Raw genomic sequence first — 14,459 nt, 5'->3', positions numbered from 1 at the left:
CCTATGGGACCTGCAATTGAAGGCGGCGTTGGCATCAATGCGCAACTGTCTCACAATTTCTCCCTTCATGGTGATGTAAGTTATCAACAAAAGCTTCAGAAAACTGGTATAAGTGGTGCAAGCTTTTCAGGAGGAATACGCTATCAGTTTTAAAACAAAACTGTCAAAACAGCGTATTTCTTTTCTATGCATTAACAAAAAAGGCAGCCACAATATGCTGCCTTTTCGCTTTATAAATCCTAATAACACTACACTATCCCTCCTTAAGAGAGCCCTTGCTTTTTCTACTGCCTGTAAAATCAACATCCACGCCCAACGCCGCAGCTGTTTAAAACAAAGCTTGAGTCGCATCAGTGCTGTATTAGCAGCTCCAGCTTTTGTATGACAGATGGAAGCGAGGATATTGCGTATTTCTGTTTGTGTAATCTCTGAAATAGGCAGACAGCCTAATTTGAGGAGAATATGGAGTTTTAAAGGTGAAAACCAGTTTCCATCTTTACCATCATTTTTTAATTCAGCTTTACAACTTTCAAAAGCATCTAAGGCAATGTCTTTTAAATAATGGAGATTACGCATTGCCTCACGTTTTCGTTTCTCACGTTCTTTAATGGGATCATGACCATCACGAAGAACAGAGTGCTATTGGGAGGGGTGCCAATTCACGAGCTTGTTTTAAAGAGACATCTCTCAAAGCACCCAAGTCCATTTAGCGACAGCGCCCATGAATGGTATAACGATAAAGCCATTGAGCACCCCCATCTTTACGTTTGTGAAGGAGCAAGCCGGCACCATCATTATATTTTCCAGCTCGTGGGTGTTGCTAAAGCCCTTGGCTCTTGAGACGATTCATAAGAGCCATTTTTAGTCCTTTCTTATACATTTTTTACCCACACGCCAGCCCCGCTTGTGGTGTGCAAGAGAATGGTTTTTCTTGATTTAAGACAAACAGGTTTCAAATGAGAGAATCTTACGTTATTCAGAACTCTAACTCAATGAAATCAACGCTAAATTATCATTATAAATCAGCATATTATACCATTTTATCAAGATAAAAGATAAGGTATTTTTATCTAGAATATGTCACAAAGTATGCTGCCTTTTCGTACATGAAATCGATTTTTTCCTGAAGTGTTTTCTTTTCTACTTAAATACACTTTTCCTCCTCTTCACACGGATTGCGCAGCTATTCATCATCGAATTTGCCCATAAAGCTAAGCAAAGTGTATTTTTAGATAATATAAAGATAATAGCATTAAGAATAAATCTTAAAAAATAGAAGATTTCTTGCTTTTTCACTTATGGAAGTACAACAACTTTACCGTTCAATTATGCTCCTCTTTGAAGGTAGATATGGTGCTAATATGCACCATGGAGCTATCCAAGCAAAGATGATATTAGAAAAATGAAAAGTTAACCACTGCACATTTAAAACAGATAGGAAACCTACAGCCACTCTCATTCATTCCAAAGGATATAGAAAATGAAAAAAAACATATCGGATAAATAATCAATCATAGCTTATAATATAAGAGCATAACAGTGTTTTCATATGGCTACACTCTTCCCTTATGATATCTGGACAGCAAATATCTCTAAAACTTCTATAAAAATACTATTAAAGTTATGCTGTAAAAATGTTAATTGCCTCAACAATCATTTGTCAAAAATTTGCAAAAAATAGTCAGAGAACTAACCGTTTGAACCACAAACATGATTTGTATGCTAATGATTTGATTTTTAACGACTTTTAACATATTGATAATCTTAAAATTAAATCAGACAGCCTCCCCAGTTAGTCCGGATAAGTAGGTATCTAACAAAAACTATTGTTAGGACCGTAGAAGACCGTACCCCATCCTTGTATGAGAAAGTGAACTTCCTTAAAAAACTTTGATATTAATGATACTAAACAGATTGGTATTCATTTTCACCTTAATCCGATAGATTCTGCCGTTAAAGGTGCGTTTAGCACAATACACAATTATCTCACAATTTAACTCTCTATATTGATGTAAACTATCAAAAATTTTTTAAAAGACGTGTAGCCGAGACAAGTTTTTCTGATAGAATACGCTACCAATTTTAATATAAAATTATAAAAAAATAAGCATATTAATCCGTTTACTATTAACAAAAAAACGGACTGTATTTTTTTGTTATTTACAATCTATTATAGCAATAAAATAATTTCTTTCTTTACGATGTGTTGTCGCTATCTATAAAGATTTCTTTACACTTCCATTGCTGGTTCTTCTAAACAAACAGTTTTGAGAAAATTAATGCATGAAAAGAAAATCTAACAACAAGCGCTTTATCTTTCACATACAAAACGCTCAAGAAAGCTAGTTTTTTCATTTATAAAATGAAATAACTCAATAAAGTTCTTTTTGTATCAATAAAAGATGTTTTAAATGAAATATTCAAAATATTGATTTATAATGATAATTTAGCGTTATTCCTATTGAATTAAAATCTTGAATATCGTAAATTTCTCTCATTTAAAATCTGTTCCATGTTGAACTAATCAAAATCATTCACTTACACATTACAAGCAGGGCTGGCGTGTGAAGCAAAGTTATATAAGAAAAGCCTGAGAATTCCTCTCATGAACTGTCTCAAGTGCCAAGGGCTTATCACAAATATTGGGAGCTAGCAAAATGTGTGACGGGCTTGCTCTTTTATTAAGCGTAAAGGTATCGGCTTGCTCCTTCGTAAGCGTAAATATGATGGGATTCTATGGCTTTAGCGTTATAGCATTCATGAACACCGTCGCGAAATGGGCTGTGCTTCCTTAGAAAAATGGACTTTGGTACCCTTATCTTTAAAGAAAACCTGTGAATAGCCCCCTCATCTCTTCTTCTTATAGCAGAAAAAATTTGCTGATCGTTTTGGTGAATGCATCAAATAATACATCTCAACGCTATAGAGCTTTTATAGCGATTATCTTTAATAGACAATTTTTAAATATCATACTTCATAGTGCTTTTAGCATAAGCTTAACCAAGCTAGGTTTTATGAAATCCACTTTTCTCGACTTTTTATGATCATGAAAAAAGTTTTTCTGAAGCAAAACTTCAAATCATAGAGAACACCATCAATATAATTCGTTTTGTTATTTACAATAAAAACATAATGATATAGAAACTGTCTGGGTACTTGCGCCATCAGGGGAATGAAGTAAGCATCAAAGCATACCAAATACTAAAGGCATATCTATGTGTAAGAAATATATTTATAAGAAAAATTTTTTGTTATGTACAATTGCTGGAACTTTGATTTTTTCTCATTTCGGTTCAACTTATGCAAATACATCAGCTCCTGAAACTCCTGGAATTTTGGGGAAGATTGAATTAAATAAGGGAGAAGAAAAGACTTTAAATAATGTTCTTGTCCGCGATAAAGGACCTGGAATATTAGCGCATGATAAAGCAGCTATCACAATTGTAAAATCAACAATACACACGGAAATGTCTGCACTTTCTGTATCAGCAGGTGGACGCATTCATGCTAAAGAAATTAAAGCAAATACAGTGTACAAAGGTTTAGAAACAAAGAATGGTATAATCAACGTTGAAGATTCAACCATAACCGTCCAACGAGGAGGTGCCGGTGGTATCGTTTTTTATGAAACAAAAGATTCTTCACTGAAAAGTGGAGAAAAAGTTGTCAATAAGATTGTTCTTAGCAATACAAAACTTCTTGTGAAAAACGGTACCGGTATTCTTGGTCCCTACTGCTCAAGAGCCGTTGCTGAAATTCAACTTAAAGACTCAGAAATTCGATCTGACGTATTATTGAGAAATAAAACGAAACGTAAATATTATGACAACGATACTCTTCCTGTAACTTTAGCATTAACCGCTGATAATTCAACAATAGAGGGACGAGCAAGAACTTTAAAAGTCAATACAACGGTTTTGACTCTGAATAACAAAAGCAAATGGTACTTAAAGACCTCTCAAGAGGAAGTCGATACTGACTTTAATGTGTTTAACTATGAGCTCAGTGATATTAAACAACGAGCCCTTTCTACCGTTTCAGTACTGAATCTTAATAATAGTTCTATCATATTTAAGACACCACAAGGGCGGGAAAAAGATCATTATCATACCTTGTATGTAGGGCGAACAGCTGAGGTTCGTAGACCTCAGGGAAGTACAATCCCCGATATAGAAAGCACTTATAATACAGTTTACAATGCCACAGGCGATGCAAAAATTTATTTTAATATTGAATGGAGTGATGGTCTAGTAAAAGAACAGCAAAAAGCTGACCGCCTCCTTATACATGGTGATGTATCAGGCAGCACAACAGTCCATATCAAGAACCTTGCGAAAGGTGAGATATTAAAAGCTGAAGATTCTGTGTCTTCGAATATGCGTGGTCTTTCACTCATTCAAGTTTCTGGAAATGCAAATGAAGATTCCTTCAAACTTGCACACGGCTACACCACAATGGGGGGATTGCCCTATAAATATATACTCAAAGCCTATGGTCCAACATCCAGCCATGGGACAGCCGATAGCACACAAAGTCATTTTAGCGGAATATCACAAGAATCAAAAGAAAATACCCTCAAAGACTACACAATCTACACGATATCAGCATCAGGAACAATGATTGAAGGTGTTTCACCAAAAGAGAAAGAAGCGCAAAATACCGGTTCATCATCCCTTGGACAAGCAAACAACGCACAAAACATCTTGGAAAAAAATCAGAATTTCTGGGATTTTCGCTTGCAAAATGCGACTCTCGATAATGAAGGAAAGATCAGAGCTCTCGTTCCTCAAGTGGCAAGCTATTTGTCCATGCCTAACGCACTATTCTCAGCTGGACTGGCTGATATAAACAATCAAAACACTTTACTCAACTCGATGCAGGAAAACACCTTTGAGACAAAAGATCATAAAAACAAAGGAGTCTTCTTCTCGACTTATGGAAATAAGATGACATTATCCTCTCACCGTACGCCATTACAATATGGCTATGGTGCCGATATTCACTATGCAGCTTTACAGGCAGGCATTACATTAGCAGCTCTAGAAGATCAAAATATGACCGCCAATTTCGGTCTTTTGGGGACATATGGGAAATTAGCTTTCACCCCTAAAGACATGGAAGGTGCTGACAAGAGTACACTCAATAAATGGTCAATTACTGCATATAGTGGGCTGCGCCATAATAATGGGATATACATCCATGCACTCTTCTCCTATGGAATGCTCAAGGGAGATATCACCACAGCTCTCATAGGAAAGACTGCAGAGTTGAAAAATGCTGATACATTCAGTGCATCAGCAACCATTGGACAAAAGTTCGAAACCAGTAGGAAAGGATTGGTCTTTGAACCACAAGCACAACTTGTTTATCAACGCCTCATGCTTGGCACACTCTCAGATGTCGATGGCTTTGATGTGGATATGGGAAATCCTTATCAATACTTAGTGCGTGTCGGTGGACGCTTAACGCAAACGAAGCCTTCTATTGAAAACGGCGGTATTCTTTCTTTCTATGGTAAACTAAACGTTGTTAAAGCTTTTTCTAACAATGGTACGATACAGATTGGTGAACCATTCCACCTTGATTCTATAGGAGCGTCTGTTGAAGGTGGACTTGGTGTAAATGCACAATTATCACAAAATATCGCACTTTATGCTGATGTTAACTATCAATATAAGCTTCAAAAAACTGGTATATCCGGAGCAAGCTTTTCAGGCGGAATACGCTATCAGTTTTAAGAAAACGCAAAAAACAATTTATATTCTATTCATTTTAATAAAAGGCAGTGCAAATGTACTGCCTTTTTACAATCTATCGGAAAGAACCGTTAACAACTATTCTTTCTACCACCTTTCTTGAGCCAATTAATCTCACTCAAACCAAATGTAACAAAATCTGTTATCTCTAAATGAATACTGAATTCTCAAGAGAGCTGCCTTTTTGATTTATAAAAATCAAATGCTTTTAATAAAATTTTTGTATTTTAAAACACGTAATAAATAATTCTCTGTGTAAGAAAATCAATTAAAAGCTTTTTGTAAGCGCACAACAACAGCTTCTCCAAAAACTTTGTAGAGTTTTCATAACAACAGCCTTAAGCAACAAACATCCTTGCAAAATATTTTGTTTCTTAACACTTTTAAACGGAATACTGATCAATCTAGCTTTTCTGCAATTCATAGTTGCTCACTGCAATTTCTATTTTAAAAACTCTTCTAAAATCATTTTTTAAACGATAAAGAACAAGACGCAATATTTCGTTTTGTTGTTTACAATAAAAACATAATGATATAGAAACTGTCTAGGTACTTGCGCCATCAGGGGAATGAAGTAAGCATCAAAGCATACCAAATACTAAAGGCATATCTATGTGTAAGAAATATATTTATAAGAAAAATTTTTTGTTATGTACAATTGCTGGAACTTTGATTTTTTCTCATTTCGGTTCAACTTATGCAAATACATCAGCTCCTACAATGGTTATGGCTCGTGCGGATAAAGCAGGAGAAGAAAAAACCTTTAATAACGTTTTTATCCGCAGCGCATATACAACAGTGGTTGCTGATGACAAAGCCTTTATCACCATTACAAATTCAACAATGCGTTCAGACTCAAATTTATTTACCGCAACAACAGGTGGACGTATTCATGCTAAAAAAACTGTAGGAAAATCAAATTCTCGTGGTTTAGAAATTTCAAACGGCATCATCCATATTGAAGATTCAATCATAAATGTTTCCGGACATCACAAAAGTCGTGGTATCCTTTTTGATTACATCCCAAGTTCCCAAGTAAAAGAGGGCGAAAAAGTTATCAATAAAGCAATTCTTACCAACACAAAACTTCTTGTTGAAAATGGTATTGGTATTCTAGGACCAGATTATGCAAAATCTGTTGCTGAGGTAGAACTTAAAAGTTCAGAAATTCGTTCTGATATATTATTAAAAAATAAAATCCCAGAAAACTCAAAAGATATCGATCCTCGCACTTTTATATTAAGCGCTGACAATTCGATTATAGAAGGACGAGCAAAGACTTTACCTCAAAATACAACGATTTTTACTCTCAACAATAACAGCAAGTGGTCCCTAAAGATTAGTCAATTTGAAGTAGACAAAGAATTTGACAGCTCTAAAGGATACTTGCTCACTGATATTAAACAACGTGCACAGTCTATTGTCTCAGTATTGAACCTTAATAATAGCTCTATTATATTTAATGCGCCGCATAAACTAGCAGACAATCAGTATCAAACCTTGCATGTGGGAAAACAGCCAACAGCTGAAGCTGCAAAAGCAGAGCAAAACAGAAGCTTCGATGCAACAACGGTTTACAATGCATTGGGCAACGCAAGAATTTACTTTAATACCGAATGGAGTAATGGTCTTATAAAAGAACAACAAAAAACTGACCGTGTTCTCGTTCATGGTAATGTCTCAGGCACCACAACGATCTATTTCAACAATCTTTCAAAGCGTGCAGAACCATTCGATAATGATGAAGTTTCAATTCCTTTGAATGCGCGTGGTCTCTCACTTGTTCAGGTGTCTGGAAAAGCAGAGGAAGCCGCCTTCATGCTGGCAAATGGCTACACTACAATGGATGGATTGCCCTATAAATATGTATTAAATGGCTATGGACCAACATCCAGCCGTGGGAGAGCTGACAAACAGCAAAGTCTTTTGCAAGAAAGTGAAGAGTTTTGGGATTTCCGTCTACAAAATGCGACTCTTGATGATGAAGGAAAAATCAAAGCTCTTGTTCCTCAAATGGCAAGCTATTTGGTTATGCATAATGCAATATTCTCCTCTGGCTTGGCTGATATAAACAATCAAAATACACTGTTAGATAATATGCACTCAACAGTTTTTGGATTAGAAGGTCATAAACAAAAAGGGATATTTTTATCGACTTATGGCAACAAGATGACGTTATCTTCCAGCCGTAGTCCATTGGAATATGGTTATGGTGCTAATGTTCACTATGCTGCTATACAAGCAGGCATGACATTAACAACGTTAGAAAATCAAAATATAACCGCGAATCTTGGTCTTTTAGGCACATATGGAAAGCTCGCTTTTACGCCAAAGGACATGGAAGGTTCTGACAAAAGCATACTGGATAAATGGTCCTTTACGGCATATGGGAATCTCCACCATGACAATGGTCTCTATATTAATGCACTTTTCTCCTACGGCATTTTAAACGGACATATTACAACAGCCCTTATCGGCAACACCACAGAATTAAACAATACGGATACATTAAATATATCAGCTACCGTTGGACAAAAACTAGCAACTGGTGTTGAAGGGGTGTCCTTTGAACCACAAGCACAACTTATTTATCAACATATTGCCTTTGGCACTCTTTCAGATATTGATGGCTTCCAAGTTAATATAAAGACCCCTCATCAATGGTTGGTCCGTATTGGAGGGCGTTTAACAAAAACAATACTTCCTATTGAAAAAGATCGTGTTCTTTCTTTTTATGGTAAATTGAATGTCATCAAAGCTTTTGGTGAGAAGCGTGCTATCCATGTTATGGAATCTTTCCATCTCGATTCTATGGGTTCTTCCCTTGAAGGTGGGCTTGGCATTAACGCGCAGCTTTCTAAAAATATCGCACTTCATGCTGACGTTAATTACCAACATAAACTTCAAAAAGCTGGGTTCTCTGGAATTAATTTTTCCGGAGGAATGCGTTATCGCTTTTAGAAATCTTAGCTCTCTATTTTGACGCATAAGCAGCGCTGAGATGAAAACAGTGCTGCTTAACTACATTACAAAAAACCGTAATGTGTCAAAAAGTGGTTCATTTTTAGCAAAACAAAGAAAATATCTTAAGGAACATCTTTATGCATAAGAATCTTTTGTTATGTACAGCCGCTTGTGCTTTATTTTTTTCTTCTTTTAACTTCACATCTACCAGCACCGCCTCTGCTCTAAGCCCCCAGGAACGCCATGCCATTGAAGGGATTATGAAATTACCTGAACAATATCGCCATGCCATTGATTTAATAAACACACCAACACAAGCAGAAAAAAATCTTGAAAAGATAGCCTCTGGCGCCATGATGGAAGATCATTCGCACTTCAACCAAGCACTTGATGCCGATAACCAACAGCGTGTTAATGCTGCACGCCAAGAATGGGTGAGCCAAGACAATCGTAATTGGTCTGAACTGCAAAATAAAGCAGAAATATTACATAAAGCAGCACAAGTGGATAGTGCTTTACAAGGACAAAACAAGGAACTTTCCAATACTTTACGCAAAGCAGTATTAGAGACTTTGAACAATAATGGAATAACCAACGTGGAGAGAAAAGAAAAAACATCCCCTCCTGCATCTGAAAAGAATAAACAACCTCTTATTGACTCCAGTACAAAACAAAGACGCGCTAGTGATAAATTACCACCCGCTCATGTTGTTGCCCAACACAAGGACAATTCATTCACAAGAACAGATCATGGAATGAGACAGCCTAAAATAAATGAAAATTCGCAATCTGATATTGATCCCCAAACAAACACCACTTCCTCGGAATCAAAAACAACTCTTAATACATCAGCAAAAGCGCATATGAATTTGCTCCCAAAGGTTGGAAATACTGCTAGCGCTGCGACAGAGAGCACCTCTAAACTTACAGATGATGATAAAGCAACCGCAGCTTCTACTTCTCTTGATGGAACAGCAAAAAGCACAACTCTTACACCACAAGAAGAAAGCTCTTTAGTCATGCCTATCGCGATGTTTGCTGTTGGGTTTAGTGATGTCAACAATCAAAATATCTTGTTAGACAATATGCAAATAACAATGTTTGAGCCCAAAGATCATCCAGAAAGAGGCGTTTTCTTATCCTCTTATGGCAATAAAAGCACCTTTTCTTCTAAGGTTCAAGCAGAACAAGATGGTGTTCAAGCAGATATTCACTATGCTGCATTGCAAGCAGGAGCAACACTAATAGCGCTAAAAGATCAAAATATCAGCAGCAACTTTGGTCTTTTCGGAACATATGGGAAATTATCTTTTACTCCTAAAAACAAGGAGAGCTTTCAAAAAAATATGTTTGATAAATGGTCACTCACCGCATATGGAAATATTCAGCATGACAGTGGCATCTATGCAAGTGCATTTCTCTCTTATGGAATTTTCAAAGAAAATCACGCTACAGCTCTCATCAAACATACCTCAAAAGTGAAGAATAGTAAAACATTAGGAGCCGCTGCAACTGTTGGTCAAAAACTGTCAACCAGTTTGGAAGGTGTAATCCTAGAACCGCAAGCACAACTTGTTTATCAACGTCTCATGCTTGGTTCTTTATCAGATAGGAGCCCTTTCTCAGATGACGATAACTCTAAAATAGACATAAGTAATCCTTATCAATGGCTGCTCCGTATTGGCGGACGTTTAACGCAAAACAAAGGACATGCTGTTTCTTTCTACGGCAAACTGAACATGATCAAAACTTTTAGTAAAAATTTTCAGCTTGCAGCTATGGGATCTTTAATCGAAGGTGGTTTTGGTATTCACACACACTTATCACAAAATATTCAGCTTCATAGTGATCTCAGCTATCAACATAAATTCAAAAAAGCTGGCATCTCTGCAATAAATATTTCCGCTGGAATGCGCTATCACTTTTAAAAATACTTGTATTCCTTATCTTGAAATATGAAGAGATCTCATTATGTTTCGTTTTGTCTCTTACAAAAGAGACATAATGAGGTCAAAGTTTTACTTTTTATGAGAGAGGGGGAAATATTTTAGGAATACATCCATATGAAAAAAAGCTTCTTACTATACACAGTTTCCGGAGTTCTGTTTTATTCTTCCAGCGGTTTGTCTTATGCTATTCATAGTACAAATCCATCAACAACGATAGATTCTTCTTCTCTACAACCTGTTCGTGTCAAGTCACAAATAAATCTATCCGGAGTTTTTGATCCGTATAAAGATCCATATGATGGAATCGGGCGAATTATGCCATCATATCCATCTTCAACCCCTAATGGCCTCCTTCCCCCTACAGCACCTAGCTCCACAAGAACGAGCGTAAGCCCCATTTCTACAGGAAGTAAACTTACAACGCCTACTTCTACAAGCACTCTACCTCCCAAAACACAACTTGAAGGAAATTCAGCTGGAAATATAATTTCTTCTTCAAAACAAAACTCTGATCTTAGTCAAGGAGGTACACAAACACCAAAGACTAAAGTTACAGAAGGTGTACAATCTAACCCTACAACACAAAACACTCCTATTATACAATCTTCAACAACAGGAATGGAAGCAAAATCTAGAAGACGTTCAGGGGCGCCCTCCTCTTCTGCAGACTCTTCCAGCGAAAAAACACTATCGAATTCTGCTGTGTCTTCACAGCCAGAACCTACACAACCTTCACCGAATTTACAACCAGCACTTACAAAGTCTGAACCTACAAGAACGGAACCTACAAAACCAACAACAGAGCAAATACCAACATCTAATGAACCAGAACTCGCACAGCCAATATCTTTAAGAGTAGAAACTGAAAAACCAGCATTACTGGTACCACCAAGCTCTGCAAAACCAGCGCCAGTGCAATCTTCATCTGCACAAAAAATATCTGAAAAATCAGAGATTGAAAAATCAATATCACCAATAAAACAACCTGAAAAGTCTACACAAATTGAGGATATAAGCGCTGGAGTTGAAGCTAAAAACGGTAAGACCATAACGCTACATAACAAAAAAATTCAAGACAATGGTTTTGCTGTACATGCAGAGGGAAATAATTCAAAAGTCAACATGATAGGGGGAACAGTTGATGCGCGTTTTGTTGCACTAAGTGTATCAGATGGTGGAGAAATTGATGCTACAGGCATTACTGTAACAGCAGAAACAGCTGGTTTGGTAAACATGGAGGGCACAATCAAACTTAAGGATTCAAGCGTCCATGTCACGGGAAATTATGAAGCAGACGGTATTATTTTCCGCAACAATCCGTATAATGCCCCTAGAAAACGATATACACGCAATGCTGAAAGGAACACCAATGCCGTTCAAGAACAAGATGTAGCCAATATTGCTGATAAAGTAACCCTAGAGAATACAAAGCTTTTCGTTGAACATGGTAGCGGTATCAACCTTTATGGAACAGGCGTAAACGGGAAAGTCAACCTTAAAAATTCAGAAGTTCATGCCGATATTTTATTAAAAAATATCAAGAACGAAAGTGCCTCCACAAACACCATTACATTAGTTGCAGACCACTCTTCTTTAGAAGGTCGGGTAAGAACTTCTAAAGATAATAGAACAGTTTTTGATCTAAAAGAGAGGACGAAATGGCTTGTAAAGGCGAATAAAAATGCCACAAATAATGATAATATTTTAAATGACTATAGACAGTTTGGTGTTGATGAAAAATCATACTCTAATCTTTCTGAATTGCACCTTACAAACAGCGCCATTATGTTTGACAAGCCCATTGAGGGACATTATCAAACTCTGTTTATAGGACCTAATCTTTCGCAAGAAGACGAAACAACTCACACAGCAGCGGTTTATAGTACAGCGGGTCTTGCAGAGATTTATGTAAACACTCAATGGGATAAACATTCTCCTATCACGGAACAACAAACTGATCGCATTGTGATTAATGGTGATGTCTCAGGAAGTACTGTTGTTCACATCAATCTCCAAACCGATAGCTCTGCTGTTTGGGAAGAGACGATGGCTTCACTTCCTTTAGGGACACATGGGATTTCAATCATTCAAGTTTCCGGACAAGCAAACGAAAATTCCTTCACGTTAGCAGGAAACTATATGACAATAGGGAAACAACCTTATAAATATATACTCACAGGCTATAAGCCTGGAACATCTCATGAGAGCCAAAATCTTTTTGGCAAGAAGAATAGTGATTTCTGGGATTTCCGCTTACAGAATGCCTACATTGATAAAGACAAAAAAGTTCGAGCCCTTTTACCACAGGTAGCAAACTATTTAACCATATCTAATACTTTATTTTCTGCTGGATTTACTGATGTAAACAATCAAAACACGTTGTTAGACAATATGCGAACAACAGTATTTGGGGCAAAAGACAATATAAAGAATGGTATCTTTTTCTCTTCCTACGGCGAGAAGGTCACCCTATCTTCCAACCGCGATCCACTGCACTATGGTTATGGTGCTGATGTAAACTATACTGCCTTACAATTAGGGGGCATATTAGCCGCCTTAGAAAGCAAAGACATAAGCGCATATTTTGGTCTTTTAGGAACGTACGGAAAGCTTGCCTTTACGCCAAAAGAGATGCAAGATTCTGAAAAGACAACGCTTGATAAATGGTCACTTACCGCTTATAGCGGCATCCAGCATAGCAATGGTATATATGTCAACGCTCTTCTTTCTTACGGAACCTTAAAAGGAAATATTACCACAGCTCTTGTTGGGAATGCCGCAAAATTGGATGGTACCGAGATGCTTAATATATCTGCAACCATTGGTCAGAAATTAGCAACCGATACAAAAGGGCTTGTCTTTGAACCACAAGCTCAATTCATTTATCAAAATCTCATGTTTGATATTTTCTCAGATACCAATGGCTTAAAAGTAGACATGGGCAATCCACATCAATGGTTGATCCGTTTTGGTGGACGTTTAACAAAAACGATAATGGCTGTTGAAGAAAACAAGGCTGTTTCCTTCTATGGTAAAATGAATGTTATCAGAACTTTTGGCGATGGTAAAACAATAAAAATTGCTGATACCTTTCATGTTGATCCTACCGGCTCTTCAGTTGAGGGAGGCATGGGGGTGAACGCATATCTTTCTCAAAATATCGTACTAAACGCCGATATCAGCTATCGGCAAAAACTGCAAAAATCCGGTGTATCGGGCACCAATTTGTCTGGCGGAATACGTTATCGTTTCTAAAGCAGAAGTTAATTTTAACTTAAATAAAAAAGGCAGCACAAAGTGCTGCTTTTTTATTTAAATTTATATATTTTTTTAAATTCTCAAAAATCATTATCGCATCAAAAAAGATTTTGACTTATAATATTTCTTTTGCATATTGAATAAAAAACTAAACACCATAACATTCTCTCATCAAAATACCCCATGCATAAAATTTTATGTCTTATATTATCACCACACCTCAAGCGATGATGTTTTTACAGCACAACAGAATAAGCATTCATGCCGATTTAAAAAAGTCAGCCCCTTCTTCGCTGTGGACACTCTATTTATTTTAGATGATGTACATTTAATATACCTACTATAAAGACTAGTATCTGGTATAAATTCTTAAAGGCATGTTTTTCCTCTAAAATCTCAATGCTACAGCAGCTCCATTATAAGACAAGATATTGATTTATAAAGACAATTAATTGTTTTCCATGTTAAATGAGAATCCAGAATATCGTCAGATTCTTTCATTTTAGACCTGTTCCATGTTGAATCAACAAAA

General features: G+C 36.7%; 5 protein-coding genes and 1 pseudogene. 5 read left to right on the top strand and 1 reads right to left on the bottom strand.

The genetic code is table 11. From position 1 onward, the window contains the following. Positions 1-153: autotransporter outer membrane beta-barrel domain-containing protein (locus tag ACFING_RS05825; protein WP_375630165.1), on the top strand; the 153-nt coding region annotated here is incomplete at its 5' end. 111 nt (positions 154-264) lie between these two features. Here ACFING_RS05825 and ACFING_RS05820 read toward each other — a convergent pair. Then, positions 265-859 (bottom strand): annotated as a pseudogene (locus ACFING_RS05820) (integrase arm-type DNA-binding domain-containing protein); the annotation flags it as partial. A gap of 2,356 nt (positions 860-3,215) precedes the next feature. Between ACFING_RS05820 and ACFING_RS05815 the strand changes: the two are divergent. The 4 genes from ACFING_RS05815 to ACFING_RS05800 all read left to right on the top strand — a co-directional run bounded on the left by ACFING_RS05815 (position 3,216) and on the right by ACFING_RS05800 (position 13,924). Then, positions 3,216-5,738 (top strand): autotransporter outer membrane beta-barrel domain-containing protein, encoded by a 2,523-nt coding sequence (locus tag ACFING_RS05815; protein WP_375630164.1) that lies wholly within the window; start codon positions 3,216-3,218, stop codon positions 5,736-5,738. A gap of 630 nt (positions 5,739-6,368) precedes the next feature. Next, complete coding sequence (locus ACFING_RS05810; RefSeq protein ID WP_375630163.1) at positions 6,369-8,717, top strand: autotransporter outer membrane beta-barrel domain-containing protein; 2,349 nt, start codon at positions 6,369-6,371, stop codon at positions 8,715-8,717. Positions 8,718-8,857: 140 nt separating this feature from the next. Further along, positions 8,858-10,648 carry an autotransporter outer membrane beta-barrel domain-containing protein gene (locus tag ACFING_RS05805; protein ID WP_375630162.1) on the top strand — a complete coding sequence of 597 codons (1,791 nt, stop codon included), beginning with the start codon at positions 8,858-8,860 and terminating at the stop codon, positions 10,646-10,648. A gap of 135 nt (positions 10,649-10,783) precedes the next feature. Continuing rightward, complete coding sequence (locus ACFING_RS05800; RefSeq protein WP_375630161.1) at positions 10,784-13,924, top strand: autotransporter outer membrane beta-barrel domain-containing protein; 3,141 nt, start codon at positions 10,784-10,786, stop codon at positions 13,922-13,924. Positions 13,925-14,459: the final 535 nt, after the last annotated feature.

The sequence above is a fragment of the Bartonella sp. AP150HLJHH genome (genome assembly GCF_042196385.1).
Taxonomy (GTDB): domain Bacteria; phylum Pseudomonadota; class Alphaproteobacteria; order Rhizobiales; family Rhizobiaceae; genus Bartonella.
This window is presented reverse-complemented; position numbering and strand designations above follow the sequence as displayed.